This is a genomic window from Advenella sp. S44, assembly GCF_002810445.1.
Lineage (GTDB): Bacteria > Pseudomonadota > Gammaproteobacteria > Burkholderiales > Burkholderiaceae_B > Advenella.
Window position 1 is genome coordinate 205,211 of sequence record NZ_NEXS01000011.1, and the last position, 15,808, is coordinate 221,018.

Consider the following 15,808-nt stretch of genomic DNA (forward strand, 5'->3'; position numbering starts at 1 on the left):
CGACAAATTGCGGTCTCAAGAAAGCGTTGTCCCGACGGGGCAACGCTTTGTCATTTACATGATTGCGTACTTGTAGGAGGATCTCAATAATGAAGCTGCGGCCTGCATTACGATCTGAATTTGAAAATATCACAAAAGTCTGGGAAGCGTCAGTCAGAGCCACTCATGATTTTCTATCGGCGCAAGATGTACTTGAGCTGCGTGGACAAATCCTCAATGACTGGCTTCCCTCTCTGGCCGTCACGGTGTTCACTGATGAAAGTGATGCCATTCTTGGTTTTAGCGGGGTAGCTGACGAAAAACTTGAAATGCTCTTCGTGGCTCCGTCTGCGCGTGGGCGCGGTGTCGGCAGAGCGCTTCTCAATCATGCAGTCTCAGAGATGTCCATTCGGCTGCTTGATGTCAATGAGCAAAATGGCCAGGCAGTCGGCTTTTATCGGCACGCGGGCTTTGAGAGTTTTGGAAGGTCTCCGGTCGATGGTCAGGGCCGGCCTTATCCGCTGCTGCATATGCGGCTCGTTTCCTCTAAAAATTTAATATAGCCGACATCGGTAGGCGAGCGCGGCTTAACTGACTGCTTCGTGCCGCTTCGCTACCATTTTCTCTCCTTGGACTCTCCACTACTGCGCCGGCCGGGGCGCCTGTTCAACGGAATTGCTCAATATTGGTCTCATTCAATTGCACCGCCCCGCCAGACAGATCTGCAGGATCAAAAACAAACGCTTTCCCGAATCCCTGTACCAGAGTTCCGAGTAAAGGTGTCAGGCAATACCACGTAAAATCGTTCATGGAGTCCAGCAAAGTGACCGTCTTTCCCGCCTTTTCGGTTAGCAGTGCAAGCGCCTGGGCATGTTCGGCGGTTCCCTTTTCTACCGGTGAAACCGCAGCGCGGTAATTTAATCGCAGACGCGCATAGATATTCCGCGTTTTGCTTTCGTCCTCAATCAGAAGAATATCGAGCTCGGGCAACGTCTTGAGGTTCTTGCCATGAACCGCCAGTCCCGAGACCAGAACATAGAATTTACCATCCAGATAGGCAAACGGCGTATAACTGGCGCAAGGCGCTTGCGTCGCATTCGTTGTCGCCATGATCAGACTGAGACATTCGTGGTGCAGACGGTCAATCTCAGGAGTCAGCGCAAGCATATCGGTGTTGCTGTTGGTATCGGTGTTGCTTTTCATAGAAGGCTCTATTATTTCGTTTAACAGACGCTTTGCCGCAAGGCGCACGCCGCGTTGACTACCCAGGCCCGAATCACCGCGCCAGCCAGAATCAAGAGCGTCAGCGGCAGTGGCCACTCATACACTGGACAGCCAAGGGTCTGTTTATTATATGGTTTTTGACCAGAGGATACGACCCTAATGGATGTCTCGGCCCCCTGATGGGTCTTCCAACGGTTGCGACAGAACAAACTGGATCGTCGCCAAAGACCAGTCCGGCAACATGAAGCTGACTGGCATTGCGGCATGCCAGGAAAGTACGGTGCGAACCCTCGCCTGTCCCGCTCCTAAAAATAGGGAGGGACGCCTGTGTTTCGCTTGCCGATTGTGTTATGGCACGCTGCCCGGTTATGATGACGTGAACCAAACTGATCTACAGGACTGAACATGATCCATCCCCTGCTTCGCACCTTGCTGGCCATGACATGTGTAATAGGCTCTTATGCAACAGCAGCCTCGCTTCAGGCAACAGCAGCCTATCGCGAACGCATTGCAGCACCGGCAGACGCGATACTCGAAGCACGCCTGCAACAAATGCAGGCCGATGGCACCCCGGGCCAGGTAGTGGGTCACGCTGCATTGAACCCGGCAGGACAGACGCCATTTCACTTTTCGATCGTCTACGACGACCACGCGGTCAAACCTGGCCTGCCGTACCGCATCAGTGTCCTGCTCACTGCGCAGGGCCGTACCCTTTTTTCCGGAAGCGCCCCTATCACACTTGACCAGACCGGCGACAAACCGGTAAGGATCATGATGACACAAGGTGCATCGCAAGAGGCGGCTGCACCCGCCGTTTCTTCCGACGCTCATTCCGAAGCCTCTCCCGATGTCTCCACCGACGCTTCTGCAGCGAAATCGCCCACAGCAGAGTCGACGGCCAAACCAGACAGCCCCTTACGCAATACTTATTGGAAGCTGGTCAGCTTGAATGGCAAGGCGATACAGACTCAGAGTCAGCAGCGTGAGGCACATATCGTGTTCTCGGCCGAAGGTAACCGACTCTCTGGCAATAGTGGATGCAACCGTATGATGGGCGGCTTCGAAGAAAACGGGGAACAGTTGAAACTGACACAAATAGGCGGCACCAGAATGGCCTGCCCGCCAGGAGTGGTCATGGAAACCGAATTTACCCAGACGCTGCTCACGGTTGCCCGTTATCAGATCCGCGCCGAACATCTGGATTTGCTGAACGCCAATGGGGATATTGTGGCAGGTTTTGAAGCAGTGGCTTTATACTAACGGAGCAAGCTTAAGAGTGGCTGTGGCTGGCTTTCTGAAGCGGTGCCTCTACAATAAGCGCCTCAAGAATGGCATAAAATTGGTGCACACGTTCTCAGGCTGCGTTGGTCCATGCGCTCCTATTTCGATTTTTTCATTTTTATTAGGCAACGGCAATTCTCATGCAAAGCATTGCAGCTCTTTTTTTTGACGGCACAGTTATCGGCATCGCTGCCACCGTTATTCTGGATTTATGGGCGATTGTGGCAAAGCGCGCATACGATGCAGCCCGTCCCAACTGGGCGCTGGCCGGTCGCTGGTTTGCTCACATGAAGCACGGTCGCTACCATCATGACAATATCGCAGATGCAATACCTGTGCGAGGTGAACTGGCCATCGGCTGGATTGCCCATTACGCGGTTGGCATCGTGTATGGGCTGATGGTAGTAGCAATCTGGTTCTTTCAGAACGCCGTCTACCCCACGTTGCTGGCGCCGCTGCTCATCGGATTGGTTCTGGCCACATGCGCCGCCTGGTTTGTGATGCAACCGGGCATGGGCCTGGGCGTGGCAGCGCGCAAAACGCCCGATCCGATGCGCATGCGTCTACGCATCCTCATCAACCACGTGGTGTTCAGCCTGGCCATGTATCTGAGTGCCATTGCGCTATACGGCTACCTGGCCTGAATGCGAGCCTGGCGCCGGCGCTGCGCGCGTAGTTGCACCTGGTGACCGTCCAGGCTAAATTGCACACGATATTGCACCAGCTTTACGGCCAGGGCACGATACTTGAACATATACCGCAATCCCACCAGCACAGCCAATACGCCGGCCCCCGCGCCTACGCCCAGTCCCCAGCGGGGACCGAAGGCGTCGGCGACCCATCCCACAATGGGGGCACCGACAAGCGTGCCACCCAATGCAATTGCCATATAAATTGCCATCACGCGTCCGCGCATTGCCGCATCGGTCGACATCTGCACGGTGCTGTTCACCGTTGTGTTGAACGTTTGCGCGGCGACCCCCAGCACGACCAGGACCACGCCGAATATCCAGTAGTTCGGCGAGACAGCCGCCAGCACACAGCCAAACCCGAAAATGCCCGCGCCGGTTAGCACATATGCAATACGGGGCCGCGCCCGACGCGCCGCCATCAGCGCACCGCATACCGAACCGATTGCCATAGTAGAAGACAACAAGCCGTACTCATTGGCGCCCACGTGAAAGACGGTGACGGACATGGTCGAGATGTAAATGGGAAAGTTCAGGCCAAACGTACCGATCAGAAATAGCATCATAAACAGTGCCTTGAGGTCGGGACGGTTCCACACATAACGAAATCCCTGGACCAGGCTGCCCGGCGTGCGCGGCGACCGCTTGGTCCGGTTAAGACCCTTTACGTTTAAGCGAAATAAAGAAGCAATCACTGCCAGATATGTGACGGCATTGATCAGAAACACCCAGCCGGTGCCAACCCCTGCGATGAGAAGACCGGCCACCGCCGGGCCGATCATGCGCGCAGCATTGAACGAAGCCGAGTTCAGGGCAACGGCATTGGACAGATCCGTATCGCCGACCAGTTCGGACACGAAAGTCTGGCGCGCCGGACCATCAAAGGCGGTCACACAGCCTAGCAGCAGCGCAAAAACGTAAACATGCCATAATTGCGCCAGACCGGTCAGGGTCAACAGCCCCAGGCCCAGCGCCAGTATTCCCATGGCTGCCTGCGTGGCAATCAGCAGCTTGCGTCTGTCCAGATAATCGGCGGCCAGACCGGTGACCGGCAGCAGGAATATTTGAGGGCCGAACTGCAATGCCATGACGATACCCACTGCCGTCGCATTATGTTGGGTCAGATAAGTGAGCACCAGCCAATCCTGTGCAGTCCGCTGCATCCAGGTGCCCACGTTGGACACAATCGCACCGCCTGCCCATATTCGATAATTGGGTATGGCGAGAGACCGGAACGTGCCGCTTTTTATGGTACCCACACTTCCTCCCGGCTAAGCCAAATAACGGTTATGAAGATCGACGTAATGCGTACGCCGCCGTGACCCTGCAGGGGCAACGACAAGCGACGCAAGGTCGTCGACGAGATTGCTGCGTGTATATATGTGCCGCCGCAGTTGCGGTCAGTGATTGACGAGCCGCTTGAGCAGTTCTATCGCTTTTGCCAGCGATTCCTGCTCTTTGGCGTTATAGCAAGTGTGAATTTCTTGTACCAGCCAGTCTTCCCGAGCGGCGCGACTTGCCTGGATCATCGTAAGAAAGCGCGGCGTCAGCGACAAAATGGTCTGGCGACCATCAGCCGGATCAGGATTTCCCTTGATATGGCCGGCCGCTTCCAGGCTTGACACCGTTGCACCCATCGATTGCGGCCTGACACCTTCGGCCCGCGCCAGCGCGGTCACTGTGGTTGGCCCATCGCGTTCCAGTCGCAGCAGAACGGAACGTTGCGAAGGGGTGAAATCCCCGGCACTAGCCTGCCCCCGCAGCTTGCGGGTGAAGGAGGAAATCAGAATGCGCAATTCTGCCGCCAGTTCTGATACACGCGCCTGTTCGGGACTCAACGATTTTCTATCCATACCACTATGATAGCAGATAACAAGGAAAACTACAAAGGTAACCTTCTTTTCTATCGGGTATATCTTTCGTTATGTTCAGCCCTGCCGCAGGTTTCCTTATGTTGGCCCTGGTCAGGATTTGATTAAATAAATGCGGGACGGTGTTCCGTTGTGTTCGGTGGCGCCATTCTTTCGTTATGTTCAGCACTGCCTGGTGTTTCGTTATTTTCGGCCTTGACCCATCTTTCGTCAAATCCCGTGCTGGCTAGCGCCTGCGGCCAGCCTTGCTTGATACTGCTCCAGCGGCACGGTACCCTGCACGCCTGTCATGCAAATGTTGCCAATAGGCAAGTCGGCAGGAGCGCCCTGCATGGGCGCGCCTGCCATGCCGGCAACAGTCAGGCGCTGACCTGGCTGTCAAGCCGCTCGCGGATCTGGGTCAGTTCTTCGGGCAAACGACTTTTAAGCTTATCGAACAACTCTGCGTGCAGTTCCAGCTCCCTGCGCCACTGATCCTGTTCAATGGAGGTGATGCGCTTAAATTGCGCTTGGTCAAAAGACAAACCGTCCCAGGTAATATCTTCAAAACGCGGCGAAACACCGAACAGGTTTTCCTCTCCCTGTGCTTTGCCGTCGATGCGTTCCAGCATCCACTTGAGCACGCGCATGTTTTCTCCGAATCCGGGCCAGATAAACTTGCCGTTATCGTCCGTCTGGAACCAGTTTACGCAGAAAATATGGGGCAGCGTCGCACCGGCTTTCTCAAGCCTGCGGCCCAGATTCAGCCAGTGCTCAAAATAGGAGCTCATGTTATAGCCGCAAAACGGCAACATGGCAAAAGGATCGCGTCGGACTACGCCTTGCGCGCCCGCTGCAGCCGCAGTGGTTTCCGAGCCCATCGTCGCAGCCATATACACGCCCTCAACCCAGTTGCGCGCTTCGGTTACCAGCGGCACCGTGTCGGAACGGCGACCACCAAACAAGAACGCGTCAATAGCGACCCCTGCCGGATTATCCCATTCGGAATCGATCACAGGATTCTGCGTTGCCGATACCGTGAAGCGGGCATTGGGGTGAGCCGCCTTGCGTCCGCTGTCGGGAGTCCAGTCCTTGCCCTGCCAGTCAATCAGATGTGCCGGCGCCGGTCCCATGCCTTCCCACCACACGTCGCCGTCATCTGTGAGCGCGACATTGGTAAACAATACATTTTCCCGCAGCGAAGCCATGCAATTGAAGTTGGTTTTCTCATTGGTGCCCGGAGCGACGCCGAAATAACCCGCCTCCGGATTGATCGCATAAAGGCGCCCGTCTTCGCCGGGCTTGATCCACGCAATGTCATCGCCCACGGTTGTGATTTCCCATCCGGGAAGCGATGCCGGCGGAATCATCATGGAAAAGTTGGTTTTGCCGCAGGCTGAAGGAAACGCCGCGGCGACGTGCATTTTTTTACCCTCGGGTGATGTAACGCCCAGGATCAGCATATGCTCGGCCATCCAGCCCTGGTCACGCCCCATATTGGAGGCAATGCGCAAGGCAAAGCATTTCTTGCCCAGCAAGGCATTGCCACCATAGCCGGAACCGTAAGACCAAATTTCCCGTGTTTCGGGATAATGCACAATGTATTTCGTGGTGTTGCACGGCCAGGGGACGTCGGCCTGCCCCGGTTCCAGCGGGCTGCCTACGGAATGCACGCAAGGGACAAATTCCCCGTCGCTGCCCAGTATATCGTACACCTTGCGGCCCATCCGGGTCATTGACCGCATATTGACTACCACATAAGGAGAATCGGACAGTTCAACGCCAATGTGGGCAATGGGAGAGCCCAGCGGTCCCATGGAAAACGGAATTACATACATGGTACGGCCACGCATACAGCCATCGAACAGGCCGTTGAGCGTTTCGCGCATTTGCGCTGGGGCTTCCCAGTTGTTGGTCGGGCCAGCGTCTTCTTCGTTTTCCGAACAGATATACGTGCGATCTTCCACGCGCGCTACATCGTCGGGATCGGACCAGGCCAGATAAGAATTCGGCCGCTTCTGCGGGTTCAACTTGCGCAGCGTGCCTGATTGGACCATCAGCGCGCACAGGCGGTCATATTCTTCCTGGGAGCCGTCGCACCATTCAATGTGGTCGGGCTGGGTAAGCATGGCGATCTGCTCCACCCAGGCTTTCAGGCCGGCGTGCTGCACCCATTCGGGCGCATTGATTTGAACTGAAGGTTCAGGACGAGCTGCATTCATAGGGTTTGGATCTCCGTAATCTGTCAAATGCAAAAACGCCTCGTTCGAAGGCGCCTGTTGAAACAATGCCGTATGGCGCCCGGACCGGCCCCGCCATAGCGCGCAAATGAAAATAGTCCACAATGATGCATCATTCTAATACCGCATGGCCCTAATGTGTACGCTTTCTGGTTCCGGCGTTTCAACTTGTTGCCGGTTTTACGTTCTTGCGAGCTATACCCAGCACTCCTTCGCGGCATTTGAGGAACATTTTTTGTGCAGTCGCATAAAATGATATTGCAGTTGAAATTGCTCACGAGGGCCTTTTAATTGCGCAACGCACAATGAAGACAAGGCCCGCGCATCGGCAACGTTGCCGGATTTGCGGGCCCGCCACAGAAAAGCCGCTTAACGTGCAGGCGCAACTGCGGATCGTACCGCTGTCGGCTGAGTAACCGTTTTGACCGTTTTGATGGATGCTGCGCTCAGGGCTGAAATTATCCCCACGATAACGGTGTAGGCCACCACCAGCCATGGCTGACCATTATTCTGATGCAATAGCGCTGTTGCAATCAGCGGCGTAATACCCGAGGCAAAGATGCCCGAAAACTGATACACAAATGAAATACCCGTATACCGTACCCGTGTATCAAACAACTCGCAGAACAATGCCGCTTCGGGACCATACACCATTGCGTACAGAATACCGAAAGGAATCACGATGGAAAGCCAGACAACGAATACATTATCGGAAAAATTGGTCATGAGCCAGAATGCAGGAATGGCCGAAAAACCTGTAATCAAGGATCCCCAGAAATAGGTGCGAGTGCGTCCCAGCCGGTCGGACATGGCGCCAAAATAAGGAATGGCTGCACACATGACGATTGCGGCAACCATCACGCCGGTCAGCGCGTCGGTGCGCGACATGTTCAAGTTCCGCGTCAGGTAGCTGATAATGAACACACCGAAAATATTGAAAAAGACGCCATCAATATAACGCGCGCCCATCCCTTTGAGGATATTGAGCGGATAGTTTTTGATCATGTCCACAAATGGAATTTTACTTTCGGCATTCTCTGCCTTGATCCGTTCAAATTCCGGACTTTCCTTGACGGCCAGGCGGATGTACATACCAACGAAAACCAGCAAAGTAGACAACAAAAACGCGATCCTCCAGCCCCAGCTCAGGAACTGTTCGTCGGTCAGCAGCGACGAGAGCAAGGCGACCACGCCAGAAGCCAGACATAATCCCAGAGACAGGCCGATTTGGGGCAGGGACGCATAAAGTCCTTTTTTCTCCGGCGGTGCATACTCGTAAGTCATGAGCACCGCCCCGCCCCATTCGCCGCCCAGGCCGATTCCCTGCAGAATACGAAAGAACAACAGCAGCGCCGGCGCCCACAGCCCGATACTGGCATAGGAAGGAATCAAGCCGATTGCCACGGTGGATACGCCCATGATCATTAAGGTCATGATCAATGCACTTTTGCGGCCCACCTTGTCACCAAGATGACCGAATATGATTCCGCCTAACGGACGAGCCAGAAAGCCTACAGCAAAGGTGGCATACGCCAGCATGGTGCCGATATAGGGATCTTCACCCGGGAAATACAGTTGATTGAACACCAGCCCGGCAATCACCCCATAAAGAAAAAAATCGTACCACTCAATCGTTGCCCCCACCAGCGAAGCTGCAACGACCCTGCGCAATCCTTTTTTGTCACTCATTGTTGTCTCCCTTGTATTAATTTAGATACAGCGGCGATTCGATCCGACATATTTCAGTTGCGATCGCACTCCGTTTCGTCGCTCTGTCGCTTCTATTGGTCCTGCAAGTGAGCGGCTGCAAGATTTTCAGCCGGAGCCTTATCCCTTGTGCACGACACCCGTGCGTCGTCGCCAATGGCATGACCGGTAGCCAGCGCGTCTTCAAGCACAAAGGCGGCAGCCCTTTCGGCAATCATGACAACCGGCACATTGGTATTGCCCGACACAAGCGTAGGCATAATCGATGCATCAACCACACGTAATCCCTGCAGGCCGCGAACGGCCAGCCGGTGATCAACAACTGCCATCGGATCATTTTCCGGACCCATTTTTGCCGTTCCCGACGGGTGAAAAATCGTGGCGCCGTTCTCTCTGCAAAAATGCAAAATCTCCTCATCTGTCTGAACTTCCCGGCCTGGCTTGACTTCGCCTTTCATCAAGGTCTGCATAGGCTGGGCGTCGGCCAGTTTTCGGGTCAGCCGCACACCGGCGATGGCCGTGCGGCGATCCAGATCGGTGGCCAGATAATTGGGTTGCATTGCTGGCGGCTCAAACGGATCGGCCGAGCGGACTCTCAAATAGCCACGCGACTCGGGCCGCAGCTGACACACGGAAAACGTGCATCCGGAAAAATCATGGACCTTGCCACCTGCCATATCTGCCGACAGCGTCCCGAAGTGGAACTGCACATCGGGGCGCGTGTCTGTGTTGGACAAAGCGTTACAGAACAGGGCGCCCTGATTGATTCCAATGGCTAGCGGGCCGCCCCGCAGCAATGCCCATTGCAGACCCATCCTGGCCTTGCCGCTCCAGCTACGCAGCAGATCATTGGTCGTAATGGGTTTGCTCACTTCGTAGATCAGTCGAAATTGCAGATGATCCTGAAGGTTCTCACCCACGCCCTTGAGTTCGTGCACCATGGGAATGCCCAAAGGCGTCAGATGCTCGGCATTGCCCACACCAGACAATTGCAATAACTGAGGCGATTGCAGAGCGCCGGCGCATAGGATGACTTCGCGGTTCACGTTCAGCGTCTTGACTTTCCCGTGCTGGCGATACTGGACTGCCGCCGCTTTTTTGCCACGAAACAGAATTTTCATAGCCTGCGCTTCGGTCTCGATACGCAAATTCGATCGTCGTCTTGCCGGATTCAAATAGGCAACGGCAGTAGAACAACGACGCCCGTTGCGAGTCGTCAACTGGTAGTACCCGGCCCCGCGTTGATCGCCCGTGTTGAAATCCTTGCGCGACGGTATACCAAGACTGTTGGCGGCAGCGATAAGCGCATCGACCAGTTCGTGCCGGGTCGGGATCGATGTCGCATTCAGCGGGCCCTGCGTGCCATGGGTTGGGCCCGGGCCAAGATCGTTATTCTCGAGTTTGCGAAAGTATGGCAGGCACGCATCCCAGTCCCATCCCGAGTTTCCCAGTTCCGCCCAATGATCGTAATCTTCTTTCTGGCCCCGTATGTAAATGAGGCCGTTGATGGAACTGCTGCCGCCCAGCGTTTTACCACGCGGCCAGTAAATACGCCGGTCCAGCATATTGTGGTCGGGGTCAGTGTAGAAGCCCCAGTTCAATCGGGGATTGAACATGGTCTTGCCATAACCGATAGGAATATGGATCCACATATTGCGATCAGCCGGACCCGCTTCGAGCAGGCACACCGAGTACCTGCCATTCTCGCTCAGCCGGTTGGCCATGACGCATCCGGCCGAGCCGCCACCCACTACTACATAATCCACACACTCTTGCATCGTTTTGTCTGCCTGTCAGTTTTTATTTATTGAGTGTGTCAAGTGTGCGTTGGGCGGACCGTTATTTATTAGGGGTATACACCAATCATTTCAATTTTGAAACGATATACGCCATTTTCATTTCATTAACCAAAATGGATCGTTTCAAATTATTGGATATTTCAATTCTTTTATTCGACAATCAATAATAAAGAGACAACTATGACCATGACCAATCAAGATCCAAAACATCTGCGTATTCTGACTGTGATAGAGCTGCTGGCCCGTGCCAGTTATCCGTTATCGCTTGCCCAGATTGCCCAGCGAACAGCACTGCCCAAGGCCAGTGTCCTGAGGCTTTTGCAACAGCTGCAGGAGGCTGCCTATGTCACGCGCCTGCCCGAAGATCGTGGATACGTGCTGGGCGCGTGTTCGCATCAACTGGCTTTGTCTGTGCTGAGCTCCACCCACTTTGATCGCATGTGCCGACTGCTGCTTGGCAAACTGGTGGCTGCCACCGGCGAGACCTGCAATCTGACCGCACTCATCGATAACCAGGTCCACTACCTGGCGCGGGTCGAGCCCGAGACCGACATGCGACTGCAATTGCATTTGCGCACTGGCGCCCACGTCCCTTTGCACTGCACGGCCAGCGGCAAACTGTTCCTGGCCATGATGCCCGATGTCCATCGCAAGCGCCTGCTGGATGACCTGCCGCTGCCGGCCATTACGCCCAAAACCATCACAGATCGCCAGCGTCTGGCCCTGGAGTTGAACCTGATCGCACAACAGAGAATTGGCACTGACAATGAAGAGTTTGTCAGAGGCATGGTGGCCATCGCGGTGCCGGTCCAGGATGACCGCGGGCGCGTGATTGCCGCCGTCGCCTGCCACGCTCCCACCGCCACGCATTCATTTTCCGATCTTTTTACCTTTTCCAGCATGATGAAAACGACCGCCCTGGCGCTGGGCCAGGTGCTGGCAGGCAATACCAAGCTTACCGAGAGACTGGATGTAGATACCGAGTCCGATGGACGCTGATTTTATTCCTTATTCCTTATTCCTTATTCCTTATTCCTTGTTCCTTGTTCCTTGTTCCTTGTTCCTTGTTCCTTGTTCCATCGATTTTTCCACAACCGTAAGCCGTGCCCACAGTCTTATATAACCGATCTGAAGGTGATCTTATGAACAACCGTCCTATTTTGCAATCCCTGATTCTGTCTGCTTTTGCGCTGGTCACGACCCTGCCTTCACAGGCCTGGGCTCAAAACGAAACCATCAAAATTGTTGTCGGCTACCCGGCTGGCGGAATCCTTGATGCTCTGGCGCGCGCCGTCGCCGAGGACTACAGGAAAGCCGGGCATGGCCAGGCTTATGTCGAAAACAAACCGGGCGCCTCAACCATGATGGCGGCAACGGAAGTTGCGCGCGCCAAACCCGACGGGCGCACCGTTCTGCTGTCGCACTCGATGCCGTTCACGAGTTATCCGTACACCTACGCCAAACTCAATTATTCGCCCGATGATCTGGTGCCCGTCGCAAATCTGGCGAACGTGCCGATTGTGATATCCACCGGAAGCGTACAGCCCTATAAGACAATTGATGAATATTTGGCAGCCGTCAAGAAGGACGCGGCACTGGGCACCGTTGGCCTGGCCGGTTTGGGCGGTCCGACGCATTTTGGTGTATTGCAGTTGGCAAAGCACCAAAACATCAAACTTGAGCCTGCTTCCTATTCGGGCGGCCCGCAGTTGGTCAATGACGAGATGGGCGGCCATGTTCCGCTGGGCGTGGATGCGGCCGGCGCCCAAATGGAGTTGTATCGTGCCGGTAAGATCCGCTTTCTGGGCCTGGCCGGCACACAGCCCGTCAGCTTTCTGCCTGATGTCAAGACGTTGCATGAACAAGGTGTCAAAGGATTTGAAAATGTGAAAATCTGGTACGGCGCGTATGTGCCCAAAGACACACCGACGGAAACCATTGCTCGCCTGGAAAAAGCCTTTATTGCAGTTGCAAAGAATCCCGAACTGAAAAAGAATTTCGAAAAACTGGGGCTGGAACTGACCGGCGAATCAGCAGTCAGCATGACAACATTACTGGAGAAGGAGAAACAAGTGTGGGAGCCGATTATTAAAGAATCCGGCTTCAAGGCGAACTGATTGGGCACAGCAGGGCCTGGTGGTCAGACGCAACTGGCGCATTCGCGTCATTGAATGAGGCGACTCGGCAAACTGCAAAGCCGCCCCCCATATATATGCACAGCCGAAACCGGCGCAGTCTCTCAGAAATCAGACAAGCTGCGCCTGCCGCAGCGCTGTATTCAGCGATGCCTGATCCAACTCAGGCGTTCCTATAAATACCAGTGAGGCGGTCGTTACCACGTGTGCCGCATTTTGCAGCGTCACGGGATGGCCTCGCACATAATGCAGCACGCAACGGCTTTTTTCCGGTCCAACCAGCACGATCCCCTTGGCGCGCAGAACCGCTGCCGGCATGTGACTGAAAATATTCATTAACCGCTTCTCATCAAATGCACCGGTCTCTTCAAAACAGAAAGACTCAAAGGAAGATGCCACCCGCCTCATTGCCGGTGCGCCGCCAAAGAGCCCGGTCGCAACATTGGCCTCTTGCGCCATTACAGGCATTGGCAAGGTGCGCTGCTCTGTGGGCGAAAGCAGCAGTGTCCAGTCATACCGGCCATTGCTACCGGCAAAGACCGCAGTTGCGGGCGCGATCTGATGCAGCCAGTCCATTACCTGCTGGCGTTGCACGGCGTCGACCAGATCCGTTTTGTTAAGCAAAATAATATGAGCGCCGGCAATCTGCGTTTTGACCATATCGCCGATGTGTCGATCATCGCGTTGGTCCAGCACCGCCCCCGCATCCACAACTGTAATAATGGACTGCAAGGCAAACCCCTGCCCCAGAGCACCGATCTGTGCGATTTTTTTGGGATCGCTCACACCACTTCCTTCGATAATCAAGCCATCAAGACTGTCCGCACGCTTTTCAATTTCCATTAGGACATTCATCAGCTCGCCGCCCATAGAGCAGCACACACAGCCGTTTCGCATGGAAATCACACCGTCGCCACTGATCGATTGAATCAGCGATGCGTCGATATTGACGGCACCAAAATCATTGACCAGCACCATCAGCCGCAGTCCGTGAGGCGCCTGCAACAAGTGATTGAGTACCGTCGTCTTGCCGGCTCCGAGAAAGCCGCCAAGCACGGTCAGTGCGATAGGCCCGGTCATGCTTCGGTCCCCGGGCAGGGGAATACCGTACCGGCCAGCACGGTGCCCCAGATGCGGATGTCCTTGAGCCGCAGCGGATCTACCGCCAGCGGATCTTCTTCAAGAATGGCAAAATCAGCCTGCTTGCCCGTCTCAATACTGCCGATCTGATCATCCAGCTTGAGCGTATAAGCGGCGCCCAGAGTCATGGCGTGCAGTGCCTGTTGCACAGATATCCGGTTTTCCTCGCCCAGTATGCGACCCGAGGCCGTCATTCTGTTGACTGCACACCAGGCCGTAAACAATGGCGCGATGGGAGTCACCGGCGCATCCGAATGCAAAGAGATCGGCACCCCTGAGGCAAGTGCGGTGGCCGCCGCATTCAACCGGTTGGCACGCTCGGGACCCATAGTCATCTCGTAATGAGCGTCGCCCCAGTAGTACAGGTGGTTGGCAAACAGGTTGGCGCACACACCCAGACTGGCCATGCGCCGAAACTGCGCCGTGCTGGCCATCTGGCAATGTTGCAGGGTATGCCTGTGGTCGCGGCGCGGACTGGCAGCAAGCACCGCTTCCAGGGCATCCAGCGCCACATCGGTCGCCTCGTCGCCATTCGTGTGAATATGCACGGTCAGCCCGGCGTCGTGATAAGTCTGGATCAGCTCGCGCAGCTGTTGCGGAGGAATCACCCAGATACCGTTTTCCTGGGCGCCTGCCGGCGGCTGGTAATAATGCGGCCAACGCAGCCTGGCGGTAAAGCCCTGGATGGAACCGTCCACGATCAGCTTGACAATGCCAAAGCTGAGCTTTTCCGTGTTGCGGGCGATGCTGGGCAAGACTCGGTCCAGCCCCTTGCCCTCGGGATCGCGCAAGGGCGCATAGGCCGGCACCAGGCGCAAAGGGAAAGTGTCGCTACCGGTGGTGTCTTCCAGACTGGCCAGGGTTTTAGCACTCAAGTCATTGACCAGATCGGTCGCCGTGGTCACGCCTGCCAGTTGCGCAACTCGCGCGAAATTCCAGATGCCATGGGTGGTCTGCCCTTCGTCAAAATACACGTTGCCAATTTTGCGAAATACCAGATACATGGCCGCAAATTCCTGCAACTGGCCCGTCAGCTGTCCTGTGGCGTCACGTTCGACGCCATCCACGCCCGAGTCAGCCGTGATCCCGGCCATTTGCAACATCGCAGTATTTACGTTCATCAAGTGGACGCTGGCATGCAGCACCACAACCGGACGGCTGGAAGACACCTGGTCCAGATGACGGGTCGAGATGCGTTCGCCCTGGAAATAGATGGGATCAAAACCCCAGGCGCACAGCGTTTTGGACGGATCTGTCATGGCTTTTTCCGCCTCCTGCAGCCGCTGCACAACGGCATCAAGCGTTTTGAGGCCCTTCCACAGCCGACCATCCGGACCGCGCCTGTCGTAAAACCCCACGTAGACAAAACTCCACATACCGCCTTCGAGCAAATGGCTATGGCCTTCGATCAGGCCCGGCATAATGAATTTGTCCGCAAACCGGTCATCGACGACCGCGTTACCCCAGCCCTGCAGTGACGCCAGGTCCCCCGCACCCAATATGCGGCCCTCTTTGACGGCCACATGCGTAGCGTGCGGTTGCGCAGGATTCATAGTAATAATACTAAGTGCACGATAGATGCGTATCTCAGCACGGTCCGATATCGATTGCGACATGTTCGCTCCTCCTTTGATCCGCATCATATTACAATAGGCGGCAACAAAAATTCTATATTACGAGATTATTTATCTCGTTTTTTAAAATTTAGGTTGACCCGACCTGGGTTTGGCTCGTATGATTAACAAAAATCGGAATTTTTCATAC

Annotated in this window: 14 protein-coding genes; 5 read left to right on the forward strand and 9 right to left on the reverse strand. The window is 55.2% G+C overall.

Going from position 1 to position 15,808, the window contains the following annotated elements:
- Positions 1–89: 89 nt before the first annotated feature.
- Positions 90–542, forward strand: coding sequence for an acetyltransferase (locus CAP48_RS18740; protein ID WP_100699389.1), 453 nt, complete (start codon positions 90–92; stop codon positions 540–542).
- 103 nt (positions 543–645) lie between these two features.
- Here the strand turns inward: CAP48_RS18740 and CAP48_RS18745 are convergent, their stop codons facing one another.
- Positions 646–1,182: a HugZ family protein gene (locus CAP48_RS18745; RefSeq protein WP_100699390.1), complete on the reverse strand. Its 537-nt coding sequence runs from the start codon at positions 1,180–1,182 to the stop codon at positions 646–648.
- Positions 1,183–1,608: 426 nt separating this feature from the next.
- Here CAP48_RS18745 and CAP48_RS18750 point away from each other — a divergent pair, with 426 nt between their 5' ends.
- Entirely contained in the window at positions 1,609–2,463 is an 855-nt protein-coding gene (locus CAP48_RS18750) for an META domain-containing protein (RefSeq protein WP_100699391.1), read from the forward strand.
- 161 nt (positions 2,464–2,624) lie between these two features.
- Positions 2,625–3,128 carry a DUF2938 family protein gene (locus CAP48_RS18755; RefSeq protein ID WP_100699392.1) on the forward strand — a complete coding sequence of 168 codons (504 nt, stop codon included), beginning with the start codon at positions 2,625–2,627 and terminating at the stop codon, positions 3,126–3,128.
- On the opposite strand, the gene CAP48_RS18760 is transcribed toward CAP48_RS18755, so the two are convergent.
- The 6 genes from CAP48_RS18760 to CAP48_RS18780 form a co-directional block, all read right to left on the reverse strand.
- Positions 3,116–4,432 carry an MFS transporter gene (locus tag CAP48_RS18760; RefSeq protein ID WP_100699393.1) on the reverse strand — a complete coding sequence of 439 codons (1,317 nt, stop codon included), beginning with the start codon at positions 4,430–4,432 and terminating at the stop codon, positions 3,116–3,118. The two genes, CAP48_RS18755 and CAP48_RS18760, sit on opposite strands and share 13 nt — an antisense overlap.
- Positions 4,433–4,573: 141 nt before the next feature.
- A complete protein-coding gene (locus CAP48_RS18765; RefSeq protein WP_100699394.1) occupies positions 4,574–5,026 on the reverse strand; it encodes a MarR family winged helix-turn-helix transcriptional regulator in 453 nt (150 codons plus the stop codon).
- Positions 5,027–5,254: 228 nt separating this feature from the next.
- Positions 5,255–5,377 (reverse strand): hypothetical protein, encoded by a 123-nt coding sequence (locus CAP48_RS20570; RefSeq protein WP_255411723.1) that lies wholly within the window; start codon positions 5,375–5,377, stop codon positions 5,255–5,257.
- A 26-nt stretch (positions 5,378–5,403) separates the two neighbouring features.
- Complete coding sequence (locus tag CAP48_RS18770) at positions 5,404–7,245, reverse strand: phosphoenolpyruvate carboxykinase (GTP) (RefSeq protein WP_100699395.1); 1,842 nt, start codon at positions 7,243–7,245, stop codon at positions 5,404–5,406.
- A 387-nt stretch (positions 7,246–7,632) separates the two neighbouring features.
- The gene (locus tag CAP48_RS18775) at positions 7,633–8,952 is read right to left on the reverse strand and encodes an MFS transporter (RefSeq protein ID WP_100699396.1); all 1,320 of its coding nucleotides are present in this window, start codon (positions 8,950–8,952) and stop codon (positions 7,633–7,635) included.
- A 92-nt stretch (positions 8,953–9,044) separates the two neighbouring features.
- Positions 9,045–10,748 (reverse strand): GMC family oxidoreductase, encoded by a 1,704-nt coding sequence (locus tag CAP48_RS18780; protein ID WP_100699397.1) that lies wholly within the window; start codon positions 10,746–10,748, stop codon positions 9,045–9,047.
- A 201-nt stretch (positions 10,749–10,949) separates the two neighbouring features.
- Between CAP48_RS18780 and CAP48_RS18785 the strand changes: the two genes are divergently transcribed.
- Both CAP48_RS18785 and CAP48_RS18790 read left to right on the forward strand, forming a co-directional pair.
- A complete protein-coding gene (locus tag CAP48_RS18785; protein WP_100699398.1) occupies positions 10,950–11,768 on the forward strand; it encodes an IclR family transcriptional regulator in 819 nt (272 codons plus the stop codon).
- Positions 11,769–11,911: 143 nt separating this feature from the next.
- Positions 11,912–12,886, forward strand: a complete 975-nt coding sequence (locus CAP48_RS18790; RefSeq protein WP_100699399.1) for a tripartite tricarboxylate transporter substrate binding protein — start codon at positions 11,912–11,914, stop codon at positions 12,884–12,886.
- 129 nt (positions 12,887–13,015) lie between these two features.
- On the opposite strand, the gene CAP48_RS18795 is transcribed toward CAP48_RS18790, so the two are convergent.
- The gene (locus tag CAP48_RS18795; protein WP_100699400.1) at positions 13,016–13,984 is read right to left on the reverse strand and encodes a GTP-binding protein; all 969 of its coding nucleotides are present in this window, start codon (positions 13,982–13,984) and stop codon (positions 13,016–13,018) included.
- A complete protein-coding gene (locus tag CAP48_RS18800; protein WP_100699401.1) occupies positions 13,981–15,660 on the reverse strand; it encodes an amidohydrolase in 1,680 nt (559 codons plus the stop codon). Before CAP48_RS18800 ends, CAP48_RS18795 begins: the two co-directional genes overlap by 4 nt.
- Between the last annotated feature and the right edge of the window lie 148 nt (positions 15,661–15,808).

Excerpts from the sequence above, each read along its gene's own strand:
- CAP48_RS18785 (WP_100699398.1), top strand. The coding sequence starts at position 10,950 with ATGACCATGACCAATCAAGATCCAAAACATCTGCGTATTCTGACTGTG.
- CAP48_RS20570 (WP_255411723.1), bottom strand. The coding sequence starts at position 5,377 with ATGCAGGGCGCTCCTGCCGACTTGCCTATTGGCAACATTTGCATGACA.
- CAP48_RS18740 (WP_100699389.1), top strand. The coding sequence starts at position 90 with ATGAAGCTGCGGCCTGCATTACGATCTGAATTTGAAAATATCACAAAA.
- CAP48_RS18790 (WP_100699399.1), top strand. The coding sequence starts at position 11,912 with ATGAACAACCGTCCTATTTTGCAATCCCTGATTCTGTCTGCTTTTGCG.
- CAP48_RS18795 (WP_100699400.1), bottom strand. The coding sequence starts at position 13,984 with ATGACCGGGCCTATCGCACTGACCGTGCTTGGCGGCTTTCTCGGAGCC.
- CAP48_RS18775 (WP_100699396.1), bottom strand. The coding sequence starts at position 8,952 with ATGAGTGACAAAAAAGGATTGCGCAGGGTCGTTGCAGCTTCGCTGGTG.
- CAP48_RS18750 (WP_100699391.1), top strand. The coding sequence starts at position 1,609 with ATGATCCATCCCCTGCTTCGCACCTTGCTGGCCATGACATGTGTAATA.
- CAP48_RS18765 (WP_100699394.1), bottom strand. The coding sequence starts at position 5,026 with ATGGATAGAAAATCGTTGAGTCCCGAACAGGCGCGTGTATCAGAACTG.
- CAP48_RS18755 (WP_100699392.1), top strand. The coding sequence starts at position 2,625 with ATGCAAAGCATTGCAGCTCTTTTTTTTGACGGCACAGTTATCGGCATC.
- CAP48_RS18800 (WP_100699401.1), bottom strand. The coding sequence starts at position 15,660 with ATGTCGCAATCGATATCGGACCGTGCTGAGATACGCATCTATCGTGCA.
- CAP48_RS18770 (WP_100699395.1), bottom strand. The coding sequence starts at position 7,245 with ATGAATGCAGCTCGTCCTGAACCTTCAGTTCAAATCAATGCGCCCGAA.
- CAP48_RS18745 (WP_100699390.1), bottom strand. The coding sequence starts at position 1,182 with ATGAAAAGCAACACCGATACCAACAGCAACACCGATATGCTTGCGCTG.
- CAP48_RS18780 (WP_100699397.1), bottom strand. The coding sequence starts at position 10,748 with ATGCAAGAGTGTGTGGATTATGTAGTAGTGGGTGGCGGCTCGGCCGGA.